Source organism: Streptomyces violaceusniger Tu 4113 (genome assembly GCF_000147815.2).
GTDB lineage: Bacteria > Actinomycetota > Actinomycetes > Streptomycetales > Streptomycetaceae > Streptomyces > Streptomyces violaceusniger_A.
Genome location: NC_015957.1, coordinates 6,318,018 through 6,340,365 on the forward strand (window position 1 = coordinate 6,318,018; position 22,348 = coordinate 6,340,365).

A 22,348-nucleotide genomic window follows, 5' to 3' on the forward strand; every position below is an offset into this window, starting at 1 on the left:
CAACGACACTTGAAGAGCTCTTCATGTGTTCCAGTATGGTGGCGGGGTTCGACCATCGCCCCACCGCCCGAGGAAGAGGTGTGCCCCGGTGTCCGCCGAGCTCATCGAGGAACAGCCGCCCGCCGACGCTCCACCGCCCGTACGGCCGCGCCGGACCCGCGTCCGCGAGCTGCCCGAGGTGCGGTGGGCCGCGCTGGCCACCGCCGCGTTCCTGCCCGCCTTCCCGCTCGACCTGGCGGGCGCCCCGGCGTGGCTGTGGGGCCCGCTCTACGCGGTCTGCTACGTCGCCGGGGGCTGGGAGCCGGGCCTGGCGGGGCTGCGCGCCCTCAGGGAACGAGCCCTGGACGTCGATCTGCTGATGGTCGTGGCCGCGATCGGGGCGGCGGCGATCGGGCAGTACCTCGACGGCGCCCTGCTGATCGTCATCTTCGCGGTCTCGGGCGCGCTGGAGGCGTTCGCCACCCGGCGCACCGCCGACTCCGTACGCGGACTGCTGGATCTGGCACCCGACACCGCCGCGCGGATCACCCCCGGCGGCGCCGAGGAGCGGGTGGCCGTCAGCGCGCTGCGCGTCGGCGACACCGTGCTCGTCCGGCCCGGTGAGCGGCTGCCCGCCGACGGCACCGTGCGCGAGGGGACGAGCGACGTCCAGCAGGCCGGCATCACCGGCGAGCCGCTGCCGGTGGACAAGGGGCCCGGGGACGAGGTGTTCGCAGGCACACTGAACGGGACGGGCGCGCTGCGCGTCACGGTGAACCGGGACGCCTCCGCGTCGGTCATCGCCCGGATCGTGGCCATGGTCGAGGAGGCGAGCGAGCGCAAGGCCCCCGGCCAACTGTTCATCGAGAGGATCGAGCAGCGCTATGCCATCGGCGTGGTGGCCGCCACGCTCGCGCTGTTCGCGGTACCGCCCGCCTTCGGCGCGGACCTCACCGAAACCCTGCTGCGGGCCATGACCTTCATGATCGTGGCATCGCCGTGTGCGGTGGTGCTCGCCACCATGCCGCCACTGCTGTCCGCCATCGCCACCTGCGGACGCCACGGCGTGCTGGTCAAGTCCGCCGCGGCCATGGAGCGCCTGGGAGCCGTCACGCGGGTGGCGCTGGACAAGACCGGAACGCTCACCGAGGAGTCGGCGCGCGTCCGCGGGATCCAGGTCCTCCCGGGCAGTGGCCTCACCGAGTACGAGGCCCTGGCCCTGGCCGCCGCGGCCGAGCGGCCCAGCGAGCATCCGCTGGCCCGTGCGGTGGTCGCCGCCGCGCGGGAACGCGGTCTGCACCTGGAGCCCGCGGCCGACTTCGCCTCGGCACCGGGGCGGGGCGTACGGGCGGTGGTCACGGGCCACACCGTCCAGGTGGGCAGCCCCACGGCACTGCTGGACGGCGCGGCGGCGCATCTGGAGGGCCCCGGCGACCCGGCACCGCTCACCGGCGGGGACGCCCCGGTCCGTACCGAGATCGGGGACGCCCCGGTCCGTGCGGCCGTCGCGGAGGTCGAGGACAGCGGTGCCACCGCCGTCGCCGTCCTCGTCGACGGCCGCCCCGTCGCCGTCCTCGCCATCGCCGCTCCGCTGCGCGCCGGGGCCGCCGAAGCCGTCGCCGCGCTGGGCCGACTCACCGGCACGCCACCGGTGTTGCTGACCGGCGACAACAAGCGTGCCGCCGCCCGGCTGGGCGAGGAGGTCGGCATCGCCGACGTACGGGCCGGGCTGCTGCCGCAGGACAAGGTCGCGACCGTACGGGGGTGGGAGGACGCCGGGGAGCGGGTGCTGATGGTCGGCGACGGGGTCAACGACGCCCCGGCACTGGCGGCCGCGCACACCGGTGTCGCCATGGGGCGGGCCAGTTCCGCGCTGACGCTGGAGACCGCCGACGCCGTGGTCGTCCGCGACGAACTGGCGGCCGTGCCCTCGCTCGTGACCCTGTCGCGGCGCGCCCGCCGCCTGGTGGCGCAGAACCTGCTCATCGCGTGTGTGTGCATCGGCGCGCTGGTGGTGTGGGATCTGTTCGGCCATCTGCCGCTGCCGCTCGGCGTGGCGGGCCATGAGGGCTCCACCGTCCTGGTGGGCCTCAACGGTCTGCGGCTGCTGCGCACCTCCGCCTGGCCGGGCGCGGTGCGGGCCCGCCGCCGGGCCGCCGGGAGCTGAGGCCCGTGCGGGCCGAGCGGGGTCTCCTCTCGGCCCGCCGCTCTACGATGGGGACATGCCGGTCAGCGAACCCTCCTCAACTGCGACCCGTTCGCATGCGCATCACAGCGGCGCGGCGCAGTTCTCCACGGCCGCCAATGTCTTCTCGCTGCTCTCCGACCCGACCCGGCTGCATCTGGTGTGGTCCCTCGCCCGGGGCGAGGCCGATGTCAACACCCTGACCGAGGCCAGCGGGGCGGCCCGCCCGGCGGTGAGCCAGCATCTGGCCAAGCTCCGGCTGGCCGGGCTGGTCCAGGTGCGCAAGGAGGGCCGTCGCTCGGTGTACTCCCTTCACGACGGCCATCTGCGCCGACTGGTCACCGAGGCCGTCAACCACGCGGACCACATGGTCACCGGGGCCCCGCCGCACGACTGAGCGCCGGGGCGCGGTGGACACCGGCGCACCGGCTCCCCGGCGCCGCCGGAACTCCTCAGACGGTGTGATGGGCCAGCAGGTGATGCGGGTCCTGCGCGCCCGGCCCAGGGGCCGGATCGGTGTGCACCAGGGCGGCGGTCAGCCGGGGCACCGTGTGGAGGAGGGCGTGTTCGGCCTCGACCGCCACCTCGTGCGCCGCGCGCAGATCCAGGCCGCCGTCCACCTCGACCGTGACCTCGGCGCGCAGCCGGTGGCCGATCCAGCGCATCCGGAGTTCGGCCACGCGCAGCACGCCGGGGACCGCGCGCAGGGCGGCCTCGCCCGCGTCGACCACCGCCGGGTCGACGGAGTCCATCAGCCGCCGGAACACCTCACGGGCCGCGTCCTTGAGGACGAGCAGGATCGCGGCGGTGATGGCCAGGCCTACGAGCGGATCGGCCTGCTGCCAGCCGAGCGCCACGCCGCCCGCGCCCACCAGCACGGCCAGCGAGGTGAATCCGTCGGTGCGAGCATGCAGTCCATCGGCGACCAGGGCCGCCGAGCCGATCCGCCGCCCGACCCGGATCCGGTGGCGGGCCACCCATTCGTTGCCGAGGAAGCCGAGGACCGCCGCGACCGCGACGACGCCCGGATGGGAGATGTCGCGCGGATGCAGGAGCCGGTCCACGGCCTCGTAGGCGGCCAGGGCCGCCGAGGCGGCGATGGTCAGGACGATGACGATCCCGGCCAGGTCCTCGGCCCGGCCGTAGCCGTAGGTGAACCGTCGGTTCGCCGCGCGGCGCCCCAGGACGAACGCCACGCCGAGCGGCACCGCGGTCAGCGCGTCGGCGGCGTTGTGGACGGTATCGCCCAGCAGCGCCACCGAGCCGCACAGCAGGACGACCCCGGCTTGGAGCAGCGCCGTAGCGCCCAGGACGGCGAGGGAGAGCCACAGGGCACGCATGCCCTCGGCCGATGACTCCAGCGCGGAGTCGACCTTCTGCGCCGACTCGTGGGAGTGCGGTTTCAGCAGATGCGCGAGCTGGTGCCGCCGATGGGACCAGCGTCCGTGATGATGACGGGACTCCATGACGCCATTATGTGCATAGAAATGCACATGTGCACCCATTGGGCTCACGGAAAGCCCCCCGGATCACATCATGCTTCCGCACCCGACCGGGCTTGCCAATGTTTCGGCAAGCATTGACAAGGTTGCGCAACGGTGAAGACCATGCAACATGCCGTTCATCCACCCCACGTCGTCGCACCGGTAGCGGGCTGCCATGGCCCCCACTCTGACCGATGTCGCCAAGGGCGCCAATGTCGCACTGTCCACGGCGTCCCGGGCGTTCAGCGACCCCGGCCGACTCGGCCCCCAGACCCTGCGCAAGGTGCTGACCGTCGCGCAGCAGCTGGGATACGAACCGCCCGTGGCGCATGCCACCGAGACCGCCACTGCGGCCGGAGCCGAGACCGCCACCGTCGCGCTCGTCGTCCCGGATATCGCCAACCCCGTCTTCGGGGCCTTCGTCAAGGCCGCACAGGGCGAGTGCCGACACCGCAAGCAGACCGTCGTCCTCGCCGACACCGACCTCGACCCGGACCGTGAGCGCGAGGTCATCGCGCAGATGAGGGACCGGGCGGACGGCCTGGTCGTGTGCTCTCCCCGGCTCGACGCGGACGATGTGCTCGACATCTGCGGACGCACCCCCGCCGTCTTGGTCAACCGCGAAACGGCCGGCACCGACTGTGTGATCGCCGACGCCGCCCACGGGATGCGCCAGGCCGTGGAATACCTGACCGCCCTCGGGCACCGACGGATCGCCTACGTCCAGGGCATGCGACGCTCCTGGTCCAACGCCCACCGCGTCGGCCTCATCCGCACCGAGGCCGAACGAGCCGGGCTGGACCTGGAGTTGCTCGGATGGCAGTCCGAGACGGTGGCGGGCGGCACCGCCGCCGCCGCGAGCGTCATGGCCTCGGGCGCCTCCGCCGTCATCACCCACAACGACCTGATGGCGTTCGGCGTGCTGACCGGCGCCCGGGCGCTGGGGCTGGGCGTGCCCGAGGACCTCAGCGTCGTGGGGGTCGATGACATCCCCTTCACCGAGGTGTCACAGCCGTCCCTGACGAGCATCTCCGTGCCGATGGCCCGCGCCGGGGCGCTCAGCCTGCAGATGCTGGGACAGGTCCTCGCGGGCGAACGGCGGATCCCCCGTACGCACCGGCTGCCCACCCAGCTCATCGTGCGCGACTCCACCGGCCCCGCCACCCGCGCCCCCCGGCACGAGCCCGCCACGCCCGCCACGCCCGCCACGCCCGCCACCAAGGACGCCTCATGACCACCGCCTCCCTGACCGTGGTGGTCGCCGACCCCAATCTCACCCCGCTGCGAGCCGAGTTCGAGGCCGCCCTCCCCCACGGCACGGTCGTCCACTGGCCCGACCCCCGGCACACCGAGGCGGTCGAAGCCGCCATGAAAAGCGCGGACGTCCTGGTGTCGGGCCGGTGCACCGCCACCATGGCCACGGTCGCCACCCGGCTCCGGCTGGTCCACGCCGCCGGAGCCGGGACGGACAACATCGGCATCGCCGCACTGCCGCCGGGCACCCAAGTGGCCAACACCTACCACCACGAGAACGCCATCGCCGAATACGCGGTGTCCGCCACGATCGTTATGCGCCGCGGCTTCCTGCGCCAGCACACCGCACTGCGCCGCGAGGCGCACTGGGACACCCCCGCCCATGACCCACGGGCTCCCTGGGCCGAGGACCTGACCGCCGCCACCGTCGGGTTCATCGGCTTCGGACACATCGGAGCCCGCTGCTGGCAGCTCTTCCAGGCGTTCGGCGCGCGGGGCATCGCCGTCACCCGCGGCGGGAACGTGGACGCGGCCGCCCACGGACTCCTGTGGTCCGGGACCGTTGAGAACCTCGGCACCCTGCTGGAAAGCTCCGACGCCGTGGTGGTGTCCGTGCCGCTCACCGACGACACCACCGGGCTGATCGGTGCGGCCGAACTGTCCCGGATGCGCCCGGCCGCCGTCCTCGTCAACGCAGGCCGTGGCCCCGTCGTGGACGAGGACGCGCTCTACCAGGCGCTGAGCGACCGCGCCATCGGCGGCGCCGCGATCGACGTCTGGTACCGGTACCCGGCCGACGGGCACACCGGCGCCCCCAGCAAGCACCCCTTCGACACGCTGGACAACGTCTTGATGACCCCCCACTCCTCGGGCCTCACCCGCCAGACCTTCGCCCACCGCACCGCCGACATCACCGCCAACATCCGCCGGCTCGCCGCGGGCGAACCGCTCCACAACGTGGTGGCGGTGGCCCCGTGAGGACCGACACCATCACCGCCGTCGATGTGCTGGTCACCAGCCCCGGCCGCAACTTCGTCCTCCTGAAGATCACCACCGCGGACGGGGTCACCGGCTGGGGCGACGCCACCCTCAACGGGCGCGAACTCGCCGTCGCCTCCTATCTGCGCGACCACCTCGCCCCCCTCCTCATCGGCCGCGACCCGGCACGGATCGAGGACACCTGGCAGTACCTCTACCGCGGGGCCTACTGGCGCCGCGGACCGGTGACCATGACCGCCATCGGCGCGGTGGACACCGCGCTGTGGGACATCAAGGGCAGGACCACCGGGCAGCCCGTCTACCAGCTGCTGGGCGGCGCGGTCCGCGACCGGATCCTCACCTACACCCACGCCACCGGCTGGGACCTCCCCCAGCTGCTGGAATCCATCGAGGCACAGCGGGACCGGGGCTTTTGTGCCGTACGGGCCCAAAGCGGCGTCCCCGGCCTGGAGATGGTCTACGGGGTCAGCAGAAGCGGCACCGGATACGAACCGGCCGGCCGGGGCGCCGCCCCCGTCGAAGAGACCTGGGACACCGACGCCTACCTCCGCCACGTCCCCCGCATCCTCACGGCGGTCCGCGAACACGTGGGCCCCGAGCTGAAACTGCTCCACGACGCGCACCACCGGCTCACCCCCGGCCAAGCCGCCCGCCTCGGCCGAGCCTTGGAACCGGCGGACCTCTTCTGGCTGGAGGACGTCACCCCCGCCGAGAACCAGGAGGTGCTGCGGCACATCCGGCACCACACCACCGTCCCACTGGCGATCGGCGAGGTGTTCAACACCGTCTGGGAGTGCCAGACGCTGATCACCGAGCAACTGGTCGACTTCATCCGGACCTGTGTGAGCCACGCGGGCGGCATCAGCCATCTGCGGCGGATCGCCACCCTCGCCGACCTCTGGCAGGTGCGGCTGGGACCGCACGGCCCCTCGGACATCTCCCCCGTCGCCCTGGGCGCCTCACTCCACCTGGGCCTGGCCACCCCCAACTTCGCCATCCAGGAGTACATGGGCTACGAACCCTTGGTCCACGAGGTGTTCCGGCACGCCTGGTCCTACGCCGACGGACACCTCCACCCCGGCGACGCACCCGGAATCGGCGTCGAGATCGACGAGGAACTCGCCGCCCGCCATCCCTACGAACCCGCCTATCTGCCGGTCGCGCGACGGCTCGACGGCTCGATGACGGACTGGTGACACCGATGCCGCACAACCTCCCCCGCCTCCGCCGCGCCACCGCCCCCGCTGCCGCCCTCACCCTCCCGCACCCGCCCGCCGAGACCGGCATCGTGCACCTGGGCCTCGGCAACTTCCACCGCGCCCATCAGGCCGTCCACACCGCGGCGGCACTGCGCCACACCGAGGGCCCCTGGGGCATCCTCGGTGTCGCCAGCCGCTCCGCCACCGTGGTGCGGGCGATGCGGGACCAGGAGATGGCCTACGCGGTCCTGGAGATCTCCCCCGACGACACCCGCGTCACCATCCCCGCCGTACACACCGGCGCCCTGCTGGCCACCGAGCAGCCCGACGACGTCCTCGACGCCCTCGCGGCACCCGCCACGGCCGTCATCACCCTGACCGTCACCGAACACGGCTACACCTTCTCCCCACGCACCGGCGGCCTCGACCTCGATGCCCCCGCCGTCCAGGCCGACCTGCGGGGCGACGCGCCACCACGGACCACCATCGGACAGATCGTCCGCGGCCTCCAGCGCCGCACGCTGGCCCACTCCCGACCCGTCACCGTGCTCAGCTGCGACAACCTCGTGGGCAACGGAGCGCAGACCAGGCGGCTGGTCCATGAGTTCACCCAGGCCCTCCCGGCGGCCGAACGCGACGACCTCGCGCCCTGGCTGGAGTCCGCGGTGACCTTCCCCAACTCCATGGTCGACCGGATCGTCCCCGCCACCACCGACACCTACCGCGAGGCCGTCGCCACCCACCTCGGCGTACAGGACACCGTCCCGGTGCCGGCCGAACCCTTCAGCATGTGGGTGATGGAGGACCGCTTCGCCACCGGGCGCCCGCGCTGGGAGACGGGCGGGGCGCTCTTCACCGACGACGTCGAACCCTACGAGCTGCTCAAGGTTCGCCTGCTCAACGGCACCCACTCCCTCATCGCCTACCTCGGCGCGCTGGACGGACAGGAGACCATCCCGGACGCGACCGCACAGCCATTCATCGCCGAAGCCGCGCGCGCGGTGCTCCACGACGAGTATCTGCCGACCCTTACCGTGCCCGCCGACATCGACCTCGACCACTACGCAGGGCAGCTCTTCGAACGCTGGGCCAACACCGCCCTGGGCCACCGCACCCGGCAGGTCGGCTCGGACGGCTCGGTCAAACTGCGCCAACGGATCCCCGAACCCGCCCTGTTCCACCTGCGAGCCGGCCGCATGCCCCACCATCTGGCGCTCACCGTCGCCGCCTATCTGTGCTGCGTGGCACCGCTCCCCGGCTTCTCCCCCGGTCCCCACGCCACCGCGATGGCGGACCCCGCCCGTGAGACCCTCGCCACGATCGCCGGCCGCGGCGCCACCTCATCCGGGCCGTCCTTCGTCGAAGCCGTCCTGGACAGCGGGCTGCTCGGCGACGGACTGACGGACCACCCGGACTTCGCCACCCGGGTCTCCGAGCTGATCGACCTCATCGTCCGCCACGGGCCGGCCGCCGCGGCCGCCGACGCCGCCGGGACCCGCCGGGTCCCCGCACACCGCTGACCCTCCCCGGACACCGGCCCCGTACGCCCTACCCCCGTCTCCCTTCTCCCCGTTCCCCCATCCCCCTTCTCCCCTTCCCTCCACCGCTCCGCTGCATCGATCCGTTCAAGGAGGCATGGATCATGGACAGCAATCCCACCCACGCCACGACACGTCCCCCGTCGCCCGCCACCTCCCCCTCCGAACCACCCGCCGACCCCCGCGCAGTGCGCCGCACCGCCTGGGCCGGTCTCATCGGCACCGCGCTCGAACAGTACGACTTCGTCATCTACGGCACCGCCTCGGCACTGATCTTCAGCGATCTGTTCTTTCCCAACGCCTCACCGTCCGTGGGCATCCTGGCCAGCTTCAGCACCTACGCGGTGGGCTTCGCCGCCCGCCCGCTCGGCGGGCTCTTCTTCTCCCGCTACGGCGACCGCCTGGGCCGCAAGTGGGTGCTGGTGGCGACCCTGCTCATGATGGGCGGCTCCACCCTCGCCATCGGACTGCTGCCGACCTACAACGAGGTGGGGCTGCTCGCCCCGATCCTGCTACTGATCTGCCGTATGGGGCAGGGCTTCGGAGCCGGGGCCGAGCAGTCCGGCGGCGCCACCCTGCTCACCGAGACGGCCGCCACCGGACGCCGCGGCAGACTGTCCTCCCTCGTCATGACGGGCGCGGCGCTGGGCACCGCCCTGGGCGCGGTGGCCTGGATCCTCGCCCAACGCCTGCCCGACGACGCCCTGATGAGCTGGGGCTGGCGGCTGATCTTCGGCAGCAGTCTCATCGTGACCGTGATCGCCATGATCCTGCGCCGCAAGCTGAACGAGAGCCCGGTCTTCACCGAGCTCAAAGAACAGCAGGAGCGGCCCGCATCACCGGTCAAGGAGGTCTTCCAGCACGGCCGGAAGCCCATGCTCCTGGTGCTGTTCATGAACTTCGGCATCAGCACCCAGTCCTACACCTACCAGGTGTTCATGGCCTCCTATCTGGTGTCCAGCGTCGGCGTCGACAAGGACTTCATCCCCCAGGTGCTGCTGATCGGGGCCCTTTGCGGCGGTCTCGCGGCCATCTGCTTCGGCACGCTCTCCGACCGCCTCGGGCGGCGCCCGGTGTACTCCACGATCGCCGCCGCGCTGGTGCTGCTGCCCGCCCCGACCTTCATCGCGCTGAACACCGGATCGCATGTGGCGATCACCGTGGCCATCATCATCGGCTTCATCCTGGCCTGCCACGGCTCGGTCGGCGTCCAGATGAGCTACTTCCCCGAGCTGTTCGGCAAGCGCTACCGTTATGCGGGCGTCACGCTGGGCCGGGAGTTCTCCTCGGTGATCGGAGGCGGGGTCGCACCACTGATCTGCAGCGCGCTCGTCACCGCGTTCTCCGGATCCTGGATACCGGTCGCCATCTACATGACCGTGGTCACGGCGGTCAGCCTCGTCGCCGCCCGGATGGCCCCGGAGACCCTCGACCGCGATCTGAACACCGTGGCCGACGGCACCGATCCGGTGAACCCGTGAGCTCCTAGCGCGACCCGTAGGGCAACAGCGCCATCTCCCGCGCGTTCTTGATGGCGCGGGCCAGTTGGCGCTGCTGCTGCGCGCTCACCCTGGTCACCCGGCGGCCGCGTATCTTGCCACGGTCGGAGATGAACTTCCGCAGCAGCTCGGTGTCCTTGTAGTCGATATAGGTGCTCCCCGCCTTGTCCAGCGGGTTCGACCGACTGCCACAGCTCGACGACCGCGAGCCGGTGGCCGCCCCCGGTGGCCAGGCGCAGCAGTTCGGGCACCATGTCCTCGCGCAGCGCACAGCACGCGCAGTCGTTCACCAGCGGCGCCTCGCCACTGCCCAGTAGTCCCGAGGCATCGCGCACGGTGCGGCGCACGGCGCGGTCGGTGGCGGACGACAGGTCGTGGTGCAGCGCCACGGAGCCGGGCACCGTGCGCAGGATCTCCTCGACGGCCGCCCGGCGCGCGTCGGCGTGCAGCCCGCCGACGACGGCGACGGGCAGCCGCCCCTCCGCCACGCTCACCGGTCCCCCCGTCCGCGTCCGTAACGCCGCTCGAACCGCTCGACGCGGCCCGCGGTGTCCACGACGCGCTGGTTGCCGGTGTAGAAGGGGTGGCTCGCCGAGGAGATCTCCACATCGATGACCGGATAGGTGTTGCCGTCCTGCCACTCCACGGACTTGTCGCTGGTGGCGGTGGAGCGGGTGAGGAAGACGAAGTCGGCCGACCGGTCACGGAAGACGAGCTGTGCCGCTTGGCACACTATTTATCCTGTGCCGACGCCGACGGTCCGCCCATCGGCGTCGACGGCTCTCGCCCATCGACGCCGACAGGGCGTCCGGCTACGGGGTGTCGGCGAGGCGGAGGTCGCCGTCGGCGGGCGGTGCGAAGAAGCCGGCCACCTCCGCGTCGGTGACCTCGGTCAGAGCGGCCGGGGTCCAGCGGGGGCGGCGGTCCTTGTCGATCACCTGGGCGCGGACGCCCTCGACGAAGTCCGGGCGGGACAGGGCCGCGCACGAGACGCGGTACTCCTGCTCCAGGACGCGCTCCAGCGAATCGAGCGCCCGGGCCCCGCGCACGGCGGCCAGCGTGACCTTCAGCGCCGTGGGGGACTTGGCGAGAAGGGTCTCGGCCGTCTCCTTGGCGGCCGGTTCCCCGACGGCCATCAGCCGGTCCACGATCTCCTCGACGGTGTCCGCCGCGTAGCAGTGGTCGATCCACTCCCGCTGGCCGTCCAGGGCCCCGGCCGGGGCCTCCACCGCGTACCGGGGAAGGACGTCCGGCATCGGGTCCGCGGCCAGGTCCCGGGTCAGCGCGGGCAGCAGTTCGGAGGGGACGACATGGTCGGCCAGCCCGCACCGCAGCGCGTCGGCGGCGCCCACCCACGCTCCCGTGAGCGCCAGATGCGTCCCCAGTTCGCCCGGTGCGCGGGACAGCAGATAGGTGCCGCCGACGTCCGGTACGAAGCCGATCGTGGTCTCGGGCATGGCCACCCGGGAGCGCTCGGTGACGATCCGCACGCTGCCATGGGCCGAGACCCCGACGCCCCCGCCCATCACGATGCCGTCCATCAGGGCCACATACGGCTTGGGGTAGCGGGCGATCCGGGCGTTGAGCGTGTACTCGTCGCGCCAGAACGCCATCGAGGCCGCGCCCCCGCCCGAGGTCACATCCCGATGGATCATGCGGATGTCGCCGCCGGCGCACAGCCCGCGCTCCCCCGCCCCGCCGATCACCACGGCCTGGACGGCCGGGTCCCGCTCCCAGTCGGTGAGGGCCTCGGCGATCCGGGTCACCATCGGAGGGGTGAGGGCGTTGAGGGCGCGGGGGCGGTTGAGGGTGAGATGTCCGGCGCGGCCCTCGGTGCGCGTCAGCACGGCGTCGTCGTCGATCGCGGAGTCGGTCACGGAGTCGGTCACGCGGTCGGTCACGGAGTCGGTCACGGGGTGTTCGGTCCTTCCGGCGTCTGTGCGTTCGCGGATCACCACCGATCCGTCACCGCCGATCCTCTCAACGGGCCATCTGCCCCGGACAGCCGCGCCTCTGCTTGACTGGGCACATGCTCTCGATCGGTTCCGTGGTGCTGGGGGTCTCGGACGTCCGGCGCGCGGCGGCGTTCTGGGCGCGGGCCCTGGGATACGTCCCGCGCGGGGAGATCGAGGACGACTGGGTGGTGCTGGTCCCCGCGGACGGGCGCACCGGGGCCCATCTGTCGCTCGGCCGCAGCGAGACCCCGGTCCAGGGGCGCCCACGCGTCCATCTGGATCTCTACGCGGGGGACGCGGCCGATCAGGCCGCCGAGGTCGAGCGGCTGGTGTCGCTCGGCGCCCGGCGGGTCCGCTGGGAGCTGTATCCGCCGGACGCCGATTTCATCGTCCTGGCCGACCCGGACGGAAACCGCTTCTGCGTCATCGACACCGGCCGCGGCTGATCCCCGCTTCCGCACCGCGAGCCGCGGCACAAAACGCTCTGGACACGCGCCGCCCCGCCGGGAAGGGTGGGCGCGGCCCATCACTGACCCCCGAGGACCCGTCTGATGACTGCTCATCCGCTGCCCACCAGCACCCCCGCCGCCGAGGGCGTGGACGCGCGGGGCATCCACGCCTTCCTCGACGCCGTCGAGGGCGCGCCGGACATCGAGCCGCACAGTCTGATGATCCTGCGCCACGGCCGGCTCATCGCCTCCGGCTGGTGGGCGCCGTACACCGCCGAGCGGCCGCATCTGCTCTACTCCCTCAGCAAGAGCTTCACCTCCACGGCGGCGGGGCTGGCCGCCGCCGAGGGGCTGCTGAACCTCGACGATCCCGTGATCTCGTACTTCCCCGAGTTCGAGGCGGAGATCACCGACCCGGGCAGCCGGGCCATGCTCGTCCGCCATGTCGCGTCCATGGCCAGCGGACATGCCGAGGAGACCGTGGAGCGGGCGTTCGGCGGGGACCCGGAGGAACCCGTGCGCGGCTTCCTGCGGATTCCGCCGGATCACGCGCCCGGGACCGCCTTCGCCTACAACCAGCCCGCCACGTACACGCTCGCCGCGATCGTCCAGCGGGTGACCGGGCAGTCGCTGACGGAGTATCTGCGGCCACGCCTCTTCGATCCGCTGGGCATCGGCGAGACGGCCTGGCTGCAGGTGCCGGCCGGGCGTGACCTCGGCTTCAGCGGGCTGTTCGCCGCCACCGACGCGATCGCCCGGCTGGGGCTGCTGTATCTGCGGGGCGGCGAGTGGGAGGGCGAGCGGCTGCTTCCGGCCTCCTGGATCGCCGAGGCGACGCGGGAGCACATCGCGACCGAGGAGGCCATGGTCAATGGCTCGGGGCCGGACTGGCGGCGGGGGTACGGATTCCAGTTCTGGATGTCCCGGCACGGGTACCGGGGCGACGGGGCGTTCGGGCAGTTCTGCCTGGTGCTGCCCGAGCATGACGTGGTGATCGCCACGACGGCGGAGACGGAGCGGATGCAGGCCGTTCTGGACGCGGTGTGGGAGCATCTGCTGCCCGCGTTCGGCGAGGCGCCGCTCACCGGCCGCGAGGACGAGGACGCCGCGCTGGAGCGGCGGCTGTCCCGGCTCGCCCTGCCGCCCCTCGCGGCGAAGCCCGCGCCGCTCGCGGACCCCGACGCCTGGTCGGGCGCGGAGTTCGCCCCCGAAGGCGGCGCCTGCGCGGATCAGCCGACCCTGACGGGGGTCACCGTCGCCGAGGACGGCTCCGGTGGGTGGACCGTCTCGCTGGCCGAGGAGGCGTCCCGGCTGGACCTGGGGTTCGACGGCGCGGGGTGGCGGGTCGACGAGGGGCCGCGGGCGCCCGTCCCCACGGCGGTGAGCGGGGGCTGGACGGACCCGGACACCCTGACCGTGGACGTGGCGTTCCTGGAGACCCCCCATCACCTGGTGGTCACCTGCTCCCTCCCGGACCGCGTCTTCACCGCACGGTGGCGCACGGTTCCGTTGCACCGGGCCCCGCTGCACGCCATGCGCGCGCCCGGGCCGCGTTGACGCGTTCCGCCCTTCTGTAAAGGGTGGGGCCCTGGTCCGGGGCAGCCCCCGGGGATGGACCAAGGCCCCCTTGCGGGCGGAGTGCGGAACGAGGCTGAGATGCGCGAGATCGATGCGACTGGCAGGGCCGAGTGCCAGGGCGTACAGAGGGATACGCCGGGCGGGCGGGCGCACCCGGCGGCGGGTGAGGGATCCGCGGGCGCGGTGTGGGTGCTGCGCCCCGACGGGGGCCTCGACCGGCCGGACCATCCCCTGTTCACCGGCGCATGGCAGGTCGGCCGGGACAGACCCACCGCCGCCGTGATCGTGGACCTCTCACAGGTCCGGGAGATCTCGGCGGACGGGGTACGGGGGCTGCTGCACTGCGCGCGGGCCCTGGCCGAAGCCGGTGCCGCGCTGCTCCTCGCCGGGACCGACGAACCCGTGGCGCGGCTGCTGCGGCTGGCGCTGGTGGACGGCACGATCCGGTTCCACGACACCGTCGAGGCGGCCGTCGCCGCCTGCGGCGCGGCGGCGGCGAGGGCGGACGCCGCCGCGCGGGACGGCGGCCGGACGGCGGTGCCCGAGGTGATACGGCTGCGCCGGGAGACCGTCGATCTGCGCGCCAGACTGCGCTCGCACCCGCTGATCGCACAGGCGCAGGGCGTACTGCGGGAGCGCTACCGGCTGCCCGATCCGCAGACGGCGTTCACCCTGCTCCAGCGCAGTTCACAGACGCACAACGTCAAACTGCGGACCCTGGCGGCCGCGCTGCTGCGCGTGGACCGGCCCGATCCGGACAGTCCGCTGTGGTTTCCGGAGCGCGCCCCCGAGGAGGCCCCCGCGCTGCCGTTCCTGCCGGGTGTGCGGCCCGGCAAGGTCAACCGCGGCACGGTGGTGAAGAGGGTGCTGAGCCGAGCCCTGGAGGTGGTGGGCTCCGAGATGGGCGATGTGCAACTGGCGGACCCGGTGAGCGGGCTGCGGATGGAACAGCACCACGGGTTCGGCAGGGAGTTCCTCGACTTCTTCGCCCATGTCGGCGAGGGCGAGACCTCGTGTGCGACGGCGGCGGCCCGCGCCCGGCCGGTGACGGCGGACATCGCCACCGACCCCGTCTTCTCCGACACCGCCCGCGAGGTCATCCTGGCGACCGGCTCCCGTACCGCGCACAGCATCCCCATGACCGGCGCCTCCCGGCGGGTCGTCGGGGTGTTCTCGGTCCACGTCTCCCAGGCGGGGCGCAGCCTGACCAACGCCGAGGCCGGGATACTCCACCAGTTGGCCACCCGGGCGGGGCTGTGGCTGGAGTGGCATGAGCGCACCGTCGTGCTGGACGCGCTCGAAGATCTGCATCAGCGCGCCCAGGGCGCGGACCCCGAACCGGCTCCCGGGGCGTCGGGCCCCGAAGCGGCCCCTCGGCAGCCGGACCCCGAAGCGGCTCCCTGACGATCGGCCCGGGAAGCGGCGCCCCGGCGGTCGTCTCTTGGGAGTCCGCCCAGGGGGTACCCGGCAGGGTCGTGACACCGCTGCTCGGGGCCCGGCGTCGGGAGGACGACCATGGCTGTACCGGCCGCGCCCCGCTCCGGCGGCAGCCACGCGCCGCCATGGCTGGGGATCTACCTCAACGACCACCTGGCCGCCGCCACCGCGGCGGTCGGGCTGGCCCGCCGGATGACCCGCAGGCACCGGCGCTCGGCCTACGGTGGCGAACTGGCGAGGCTCACGGCGGAGTTCGTCCAGGACCGCAGGTCACTGCTGTGGTGCATGGCCTCGCTCGACGTCTCCGTCCGCCGCGGCAAGGTGCGTGCGGCGCGGGCGGCCGAGCGCGCCGCACGGCTGACGCCGGGCGGCCGGCCGCGGCGGCGTTCGGGGGTGAACACGCTGGTGGGGCTGGAGGCGCTCCGGGTGGGCGTGGAGGGCAAGGCGCTGCTGTGGCGCTCGCTGCTCGCCGTGGCCGTTCATGACACGCGGCTGCAGACGGGCCGCCTCGCCGAGCTGCTGGAGCGGTCCGGTCAGCAGCTCACGGCCCTGGACTCGCTGCACTCCCGGGCCGCCTCGGCGCTGATCTCGGCCGACGACCCGGCGTAGGCCACGTCAGGCCCATCCGCTTCGGTCGGTCGCCGGCGGGCACTCGGGAGGGGTGAGTGACCTTCCAGGTGTGCCCGAGTCGTACTGGCTGGACACCGCGCCGCCCGGCACCCCCCACCCGGCCCTGACCTCGGACCTGGAGGTCGATGTCGCCGTGGTCGGCGCGGGCATCGCGGGGCTGAGCACCGCATGGGAGCTGACCCGCGCCGGGCACCGGGTGGCGGTGCTGGAGGCGGACCGGATCGCCGCGGGTGTCACCGGCCACACCACCGCCAAGCTCACGGCGCTGCATGGGCTCATCTACGACCGGCTGCGCCGCACCCGTGGCCCGGAGGGCGCACGGATGTACGCGCGGTCGCAGTCCGACGCCGTCGAGCGGGCGGTGGCGATCACGGCCGAACTCGGTATCGACTGCGATCTGGAGCACGTCCCGGCCTACACGTACACCGAGGACCCGGCGCGCACGGACACCATCCGCGCCGAGGTGGACGCCGCCTATGAGGCGGGGCTGCCCGCCTCGTATGTGACGGAGACCGGGCTGCCCTACCCGGTCGCGGGCGCGATCCGGGTCGAGGGAGGGGCGCAGTTCCATCCGCGCGGCTACCTCCTCGCGCTCGCCGAGGATCTGCGCGCCCACGGCGGGCGGATCCACGAGCACACCCGCGCCACCGGCCTGGTGGAGGGCGCCCCCTGCCGCGTCACCACGCAGAGCGGGGCGGTGGTGACGGCCGGGGACGTGGTGATCGCCACCCACTATCCGGTGTTCGACCGGGCGCTGCTGTTCACCCGGCTCTCGCCGCGCCGCGAACTCGTCGTGGCCGCGCCTCTCCCCGCCGAGCGGGACCCCCGGGGCGCGTACATCACGCCGGAGAATCACACCCGATCGGTGCGCACCGCGCCGTACGGCGACGGGAAGCGGCTGCTGATCGTGACCGGGGAGTCCTTCACACCCGGCACCGGGGACACCCACGAGCGCTTCGAGCGGCTGGCCGGCTGGACCCGGGAGCGCTTCCCCGGCGTGGAGATCACCCACCGCTGGGCCGCCCAGGACAACGACCCCACCGACAGCGTGCCGATGGTCGGCCCCTTCCACCCCGGCGCGCGCCACACCTATGTCGCGACGGGCTTCGCCGGGTGGGGCCTGAGCGGCGGCATCATGGCGGGCCGGCTGCTCACGGCGCTCATCTGCGGTGAACGGCCGCCGTGGGCCGGGCTGTACGACCCGCGGCGACTGCGGGCCGTGCTGCGCGAGGCCCCGGCGCTGCTCGGCCACCAGGCCCAGGTCGGGCGGCATTTCATCGGCGACCGGCTGAGCGCCCCGCAGGCCGGCTCGGTCGACCGGATCGCCCCGGGCACCGGGGCCCTGGTCCGTGTGAACGGGCGGCACTGCGCCGTGTACCGGGACGAGGACGGCACGGCCCACACGGTCTCGGCCCGCTGCACTCATCTGGGCTGCCTCGTCGCGTTCAACGCCGCCGAGCGGGCCTGGGAGTGCCCCTGCCACGGCTCCCGCTTCGGAACCGACGGCCGGGTGCTCCAGGGCCCGGCCAACCGGCCCCTGGAGCAGCGCGACCTCTGATCCCCGCGACGCCTGCCCCCGCTGATCCCCGCGACGCCTGCCCCCCGCGGCATCCGCCCGGCGACCTCTGACGAGAAACGCACATGGCCTCGGGCCATGGGGGTACATGCGTTGGCGTCACCTCTCCGGCTGAGAAAGGACCACTGCCGTGCTGATGGCCCACCCGGTCGTACTTCAGAACCTCATCGAGCAGTACGAGACGCTGCGGATGCTGCACGCCGAATCGGGCGGCACCGAGGTACGACAGCGGATGGACGACCTCGCCTACACCCTGTGCGTCTCCACCGGGACGCGGGATGTGGACGCCGCCCTCATCGCCGCCCGGCACCGGCTGCCCGGCGCCCGCGTGGAGGACGACTCGGCCCTCACGGCCGGGGCGGGCACATCGGGCGGCTGAAGCCCGCCGCGCCACCCACGGTGGAGGCGCCGCCGCCGGATCAGCCCTCGATCCCCTGAGCCAGCTCGGCGAGGTCCATGGTCTGGTTGGCGGGCGGCGCCTTCACCGTGACCGGCTCATTGAGGCCGGAGAAGGTGATGGTCATGTCGAGCGGGCCCTTGTTCCCCTCGCCGCGCATCCGGAACCGCTTGGTGTGGCCGTCCGGGTCGATCCACATGTCCATGGACAGCCGGTCGACCCCCATCTCCTCGTACGCCTTGAGGCTCTTCTCGCGGCGCTTGCGGGTCGCCGCGTCCTCGCCCTCGAGGCTCTCGCGCATCTGGGGGACGGTGATGGTGCCCCGGTAGTGCGTCGTGCGCACCCCGTCGATGGTCTCCTCGCCAACCCGCTTCACATCGTCGGCGCCGGAGAGGAAGGCCGAGTCGTCGGCCGGGTTCTTGTCGGCCTGGCGGGAGAACGAACCGCCGCCCAGCGCGCCGGTCGCCTTCTCGCCCAGGGCCGAGAGGTCCAGCTTGAGCCAGCTCTTCCCGTTCAGCTCGCCGGCGGCCTCCTTGCCCCCGTCGAGGTACATCGCCCCGTCGACCATCCGGATCTCCACCGCCGCGTCGGTGCCCTGGCCCACCGCGCGCATCGTCATCCGGACCGCGACGGGCTTGGTGCTCATCGCCGCCTCGCCCTCGATCCGCCCGTCCTCGGGGGTGCGCCCGGTCATCCGGTAGCGGAACGAGGTGAGCTTCTCGCTCTTCTTCGCGGCCGCCCGCACGGCCGCCGCCGGGGCCATCCGCACCTGCTCCGAGGACTTCTCCCCCGCCTTGCCCTCCGGCTTCCCGTCCGCCCCGGACGAACCGCAGCCGACCGCACAGCCGCAGAGCAGCACGGCGGCGAGCATGGCACCGGCCGCGCGAGTGCCTCTGCCATGTCCCCCATATACGCCCATGGCCATATATCCCACCCCTTGCAGAACTTCTGTTCGTTTCTCTGTGATCCGGGACAGTACCAGCGGTGGGCGACAGCTACCCGTGGGCGTGGACCGGGGGCAAGGGGCCGTCGTGGCGTTCGAGGGCGACGCGGGTGAGTTGGCCGGTGCACCCCTGGGCGAGCCGCGAGGTGCCGATGCCATGGCCGGCGGCGTTGGGGTTGCCGTGGACGCAGGTGGCCACCTCGAGGGCGGAGGGGGCCCACCAGGCGCCCGTGGCGAGCTGGACCACTCCGGGCCGTACCGCGTCGCTGATCACCACTCCGGCCAGGCAACTGCCGACGGCGCTGCGGATCAGCGCGTCGCCGTCCCGCAGCCTCAGCGTCGCGGCGTCCCGCGGGTGCAGCCGGACCGGCTCGCGGCCCGCGACCTTCGACGACGCGCTCAGCTCACCGTGGTCGAGTTGGCTGTGCAGCCGGGTGGCGGGGTTGTTGGCGACGAGGTGAGAGGGGTAGGGGTCAGGGTGCTCGGCATCCGGCTCCGGGTCCGGGTCCGGATCCCCGCGCAGCGTGTGCCGACCCCTCTTACCGTGGGCATACTTGAAGGCGCGACCATTGGTTCACTCTCCGCCAAGGGCGCCACGGTGGATCGTCACCCCCTTCATGCGCCCATGGCGGAAGATCCGGGGCAAGGGTTGAGATGACACCATGACGCGACCGGACACCCCGCGGGACGAGCGGTCCGTCCGGTCGGGCGATCTCCCCGGCAACGGGGCCACCGCCAAGGCCACGGTCGACGGGCACGGCATCGTCACCCAGTGGAACGAGGCGGCCCGAGGGCTGCTCGGCTACCGCCCCGCCGAGATCGTGGGCAGGGCCGCGGCCGATCTGCTCCACGACACCTCGCCCACCCGCGCCGAGGTGCTGGCCGCGCTGCGCTCCCCCTCCCCGCCCGCCCGGCTGAACGGGCGGGCCACCCTGCTGCGCCGCGATGGCTCCGCCGTGGAGCTGGGGCTGCTGGCGCACCGCCGCACCTCGGCCGCCGGGGCCCCCGAGTGGCTGGTCGTCTCCGCCCTGCCGCGCCCCGTGCACACCGTCGACGACGAGGAACTGGTGCGGCGCGCCTTCCTCCAGGGGCCCTGCACGATGGCGGTCTACGACCCCGGGCTGCGGCTGCGCTGGGCCAATCACGACCTGGAGCGGGTGATGGGCCTGGACCAGGAGGAGATGCGCGGGCTGCGGCTGCCGGAGCTCCTGCCCGGCCCCGAATCCGAGGCGGCCGAGCGGACGATGCGCCGGGTGCTGGAGACGGGCGAGCAGCGGGATCTGGATCTGACCACACCCATACCCGGCCACCCCCGCCCCCTCGCCTGGTCCAACGACTTCGCCCCGCTGCTCGACGACGAGGGCCGGGTGGCGGGCGTGATCCTGTCCGCTCATGACATGACCGGCCCGCGGACCGCCCGGCAGCGGCTGACGCTGCTCAACGAGGCCAGCGTCCGGATCGGCAGCACGCTGGACATCGACCGGACCGCGCAGGAGCTGGCCGATGTGGCCGTCCCGGCGCTCGCCGACTTCGTGACCGTCGATCTGCTGCCCACCGTGCACGACGGGGACGAACCGCGCCCCGGCCCGCCGGGCGGCCATGTGCTGCTGCGCCGAGTCGCCGCCCAGTCGGTCTTCGCGGGCTGCCCGGAGGCCGTGCTGCGGCCGGGGCAGGTGGCCGCCTACCCCGACTTCTCCCCCGCGGCCGAATGCCTGAAGGCCGAGCGGGGGATGCTGCACCGGGTCACCGACCCCGCCGTCGCCCGGTGGGCCGACGAGGACCCGGACCGGGCCGCCATGACCCGCCGGTTCGGGTTCCATTCGACGATGGCCGTTCCGATGCGGGCGCGCGGTGTCACCCTCGGCGTGGCCACCTTCTCCCGGCACCGCCGCCCCGAGCCGTTCGAGCAGGACGATCTGCTGCTCGCCGAGGAGATGACGGCCAGGGCCGCCGTCTGCGTCGACAACGCCCGGCGGTACACCCATGAGCGGCACACCGCGCTGGCCCTGCAGCGCAGTCTGCTGCCGCGCACCCTGCCCCCGAGCGCCGCGGTGGGGCTGGCGTCCAGCTATCGGCCGGCCGACTCCCGGTCCGGGGTGGGCGGCGACTGGTTCGACGTCATCCGGCTGGCGGGCGCACGGGTCGCCCTGGTCGTCGGCGATGTGGTGGGCCATGGCGTCCAGGCGTCGGCGGCCATGGGGCGGCTGCGGACGGCGGTGCGCACCCTCGCCGACGTCGATCTGCCCCCCGATGAGCTGCTCACTCATCTGGACGACCTGATCAACCATCTCACCGCCGAGTCGGAGAGCGGCGCCGGCGATCCGGAGGCGGCCTACGCACAGCTCGGCGCCACCTGTCTGTACGCGGTCTACGACCCGGTCTCCCGCCGCTGCTCCCTGGCCCGAGCCGGGCATCCACCGCCCGTGCTGGTCACGCCCGACGGCACCGCCACCCTCCTCGACCTGCCCAGCGGACCGCCGCTGGGGCTGGGGAGCCTGCCGTTCGAGGCGGTCGACCTCGAACTGCCGGAGGGCAGCCTGCTGGCCCTGTACACCGACGGTCTGATCGAGGCCCGCGGCCAGGACGTCGACGAGGCGATCGACACCCTGCGCCGCACGCTCGCCCGGCCCGCCGACTCGCTGGACTGCCTGTGCCGGACGGTGCTGGCCAAGCTGCTTCCCGGCCACCCCACCGACGACGTCGCCCTGCTCCTGGCCCGCACCCGGGGACTGAGCACGGACCACGTAGCCACCTGGGAGCTGCCGAACGACCCGGCCGTGGTGGCCCGAGCCCGCCGGGACGCCGTGGAACGGCTGACCGCGTGGGGTTTCGAAGAGGCCGCGTTCACCGGGGAGTTGGTGGTCAGCGAGCTGGTCACCAACGCCATCCGGCATGCCACGCCGCCCATCAAACTGCGCCTGATCCACGACCGGGCGCTGATCTGCGAGGTCTCCGACGGCAGCGGTACCTCACCGCATCTGCGCCGGGCCCGCACCTTCGACGAAGGCGGCCGCGGACTGCTGCTGGTGGCCCAGCTCACCGAGAGCTGGGGCACCCGGCAGACCGCCACGGGCAAGACCATCTGGGCCGAGCTGGCCGTGCCGACGCTGTAGGAGCGTCGTGACGGAGGTTCTTCAGGGGGCCCATGGCGCGAGGCTTCACGACGGCGAGCGCCACCGGACGGCTTCACGGCAGCAGCTCCCGCCGCACGGCTTCACTACAATCGCGGAGCAACGAAGCCCCGCT

At 73.0% G+C, this 22,348-nt stretch carries 20 protein-coding genes and 1 pseudogene; 14 read left to right on the forward strand and 7 right to left on the reverse strand.

The window, feature by feature from the left end:
• The first annotated feature begins 88 nt into the window (after nucleotides 1-88).
• Entirely contained in the window at nucleotides 89-2,146 is a 2,058-nt protein-coding gene (locus STRVI_RS25660) for a heavy metal translocating P-type ATPase (RefSeq protein ID WP_014058545.1), read from the forward strand.
• 55 nt (nucleotides 2,147-2,201) lie between these two features.
• A complete protein-coding gene (locus STRVI_RS25665) occupies nucleotides 2,202-2,561 on the forward strand; it encodes an ArsR/SmtB family transcription factor (RefSeq protein WP_014058546.1) in 360 nt (119 codons plus the stop codon).
• A gap of 55 nt (nucleotides 2,562-2,616) precedes the next feature.
• On the opposite strand, the gene STRVI_RS25670 is transcribed toward STRVI_RS25665, so the two are convergent.
• The gene (locus STRVI_RS25670; RefSeq protein ID WP_014058547.1) at nucleotides 2,617-3,630 is read right to left on the reverse strand and encodes a cation diffusion facilitator family transporter; all 1,014 of its coding nucleotides are present in this window, start codon (nucleotides 3,628-3,630) and stop codon (nucleotides 2,617-2,619) included.
• Nucleotides 3,631-3,823: 193 nt separating this feature from the next.
• On the opposite strand from STRVI_RS25670, the gene STRVI_RS25675 reads away from it, so the two are divergent.
• The 5 genes from STRVI_RS25675 (at nucleotide 3,824) to STRVI_RS25695 (ending at nucleotide 10,119) form a co-directional block, all read left to right on the forward strand.
• A complete protein-coding gene (locus tag STRVI_RS25675) occupies nucleotides 3,824-4,882 on the forward strand; it encodes a LacI family DNA-binding transcriptional regulator (RefSeq protein ID WP_014058548.1) in 1,059 nt (352 codons plus the stop codon).
• Nucleotides 4,879-5,880: a 2-hydroxyacid dehydrogenase gene (locus STRVI_RS25680; RefSeq protein WP_014058549.1), complete on the forward strand. Its 1,002-nt coding sequence runs from the start codon at nucleotides 4,879-4,881 to the stop codon at nucleotides 5,878-5,880. Before STRVI_RS25675 ends, STRVI_RS25680 begins: the two co-directional genes overlap by 4 nt.
• Nucleotides 5,877-7,097, forward strand: coding sequence for a D-mannonate dehydratase ManD (manD, locus tag STRVI_RS25685; RefSeq protein ID WP_014058550.1), 1,221 nt, complete (start codon nucleotides 5,877-5,879; stop codon nucleotides 7,095-7,097). The genes STRVI_RS25680 and manD overlap by 4 nt, the downstream gene beginning before the upstream one ends.
• 5 nt (nucleotides 7,098-7,102) lie before the next feature.
• A complete protein-coding gene (locus tag STRVI_RS25690) occupies nucleotides 7,103-8,620 on the forward strand; it encodes a mannitol dehydrogenase family protein (protein ID WP_014058551.1) in 1,518 nt (505 codons plus the stop codon).
• A 122-nt stretch (nucleotides 8,621-8,742) separates the two neighbouring features.
• On the forward strand, nucleotides 8,743-10,119 hold the full coding sequence (locus tag STRVI_RS25695) for an MFS transporter (protein WP_014058552.1): 1,377 nt from the start codon (nucleotides 8,743-8,745) through the stop codon (nucleotides 10,117-10,119).
• Between the two features lie 4 nt (nucleotides 10,120-10,123).
• On the opposite strand, the gene rpsR is transcribed toward STRVI_RS25695, so the two are convergent.
• From rpsR to STRVI_RS25710, 4 genes and pseudogenes are all read right to left on the reverse strand, one after another.
• Entirely contained in the window at nucleotides 10,124-10,408 is a 285-nt protein-coding gene (rpsR, locus tag STRVI_RS25700; protein WP_014058553.1) for a 30S ribosomal protein S18, read from the reverse strand.
• Nucleotides 10,296-10,631: pseudogene (locus STRVI_RS54795) on the reverse strand (cobalamin biosynthesis protein CobW); the annotation flags it as partial. The pseudogene STRVI_RS54795 and the gene rpsR, both read right to left, overlap by 113 nt.
• The gene (locus STRVI_RS25705) at nucleotides 10,628-10,870 is read right to left on the reverse strand and encodes a type B 50S ribosomal protein L31 (protein WP_014058554.1); all 243 of its coding nucleotides are present in this window, start codon (nucleotides 10,868-10,870) and stop codon (nucleotides 10,628-10,630) included. The gene STRVI_RS25705 and the pseudogene STRVI_RS54795, both read right to left, overlap by 4 nt.
• A 79-nt stretch (nucleotides 10,871-10,949) precedes the next feature.
• Nucleotides 10,950-12,050 carry an enoyl-CoA hydratase/isomerase family protein gene (locus STRVI_RS25710; RefSeq protein WP_014058555.1) on the reverse strand — a complete coding sequence of 367 codons (1,101 nt, stop codon included), beginning with the start codon at nucleotides 12,048-12,050 and terminating at the stop codon, nucleotides 10,950-10,952.
• A 116-nt stretch (nucleotides 12,051-12,166) separates the two neighbouring features.
• On the opposite strand from STRVI_RS25710, the gene STRVI_RS25715 reads away from it, so the two are divergent.
• The 6 genes from STRVI_RS25715 (at nucleotide 12,167) to STRVI_RS25740 (ending at nucleotide 18,141) form a co-directional block, all read left to right on the forward strand.
• Complete coding sequence (locus tag STRVI_RS25715; protein WP_014058556.1) at nucleotides 12,167-12,538, forward strand: VOC family protein; 372 nt, start codon at nucleotides 12,167-12,169, stop codon at nucleotides 12,536-12,538.
• A gap of 105 nt (nucleotides 12,539-12,643) precedes the next feature.
• A complete protein-coding gene (locus STRVI_RS25720) occupies nucleotides 12,644-14,098 on the forward strand; it encodes a serine hydrolase domain-containing protein (RefSeq protein ID WP_014058557.1) in 1,455 nt (484 codons plus the stop codon).
• 99 nt (nucleotides 14,099-14,197) lie between these two features.
• A complete protein-coding gene (locus tag STRVI_RS47120; protein ID WP_014058558.1) occupies nucleotides 14,198-15,523 on the forward strand; it encodes an ANTAR domain-containing protein in 1,326 nt (441 codons plus the stop codon).
• 111 nt (nucleotides 15,524-15,634) lie between these two features.
• Nucleotides 15,635-16,165, forward strand: coding sequence for a hypothetical protein (locus tag STRVI_RS25730; RefSeq protein WP_014058559.1), 531 nt, complete (start codon nucleotides 15,635-15,637; stop codon nucleotides 16,163-16,165).
• Nucleotides 16,166-16,217: 52 nt separating this feature from the next.
• Nucleotides 16,218-17,744, forward strand: a complete 1,527-nt coding sequence (locus tag STRVI_RS25735; RefSeq protein ID WP_014058560.1) for an FAD-dependent oxidoreductase — start codon at nucleotides 16,218-16,220, stop codon at nucleotides 17,742-17,744.
• Nucleotides 17,745-17,892: 148 nt separating this feature from the next.
• A complete protein-coding gene (locus STRVI_RS25740) occupies nucleotides 17,893-18,141 on the forward strand; it encodes a DUF5133 domain-containing protein (protein ID WP_014058561.1) in 249 nt (82 codons plus the stop codon).
• Between the two features lie 40 nt (nucleotides 18,142-18,181).
• Here STRVI_RS25740 and STRVI_RS25745 read toward each other — a convergent pair whose 3' ends face one another.
• Nucleotides 18,182-19,084 (reverse strand): hypothetical protein, encoded by a 903-nt coding sequence (locus tag STRVI_RS25745; protein ID WP_014058562.1) that lies wholly within the window; start codon nucleotides 19,082-19,084, stop codon nucleotides 18,182-18,184.
• Nucleotides 19,085-19,154: 70 nt separating this feature from the next.
• Nucleotides 19,155-19,625: a molybdopterin dinucleotide binding domain-containing protein gene (locus STRVI_RS25750; protein ID WP_050993753.1), complete on the reverse strand. Its 471-nt coding sequence runs from the start codon at nucleotides 19,623-19,625 to the stop codon at nucleotides 19,155-19,157.
• 139 nt (nucleotides 19,626-19,764) lie between these two features.
• Here STRVI_RS25750 and STRVI_RS25755 point away from each other — a divergent pair, with 139 nt between their 5' ends.
• Nucleotides 19,765-22,215, forward strand: coding sequence for a SpoIIE family protein phosphatase (locus STRVI_RS25755; RefSeq protein ID WP_014058563.1), 2,451 nt, complete (start codon nucleotides 19,765-19,767; stop codon nucleotides 22,213-22,215).
• Nucleotides 22,216-22,348: the final 133 nt, after the last annotated feature.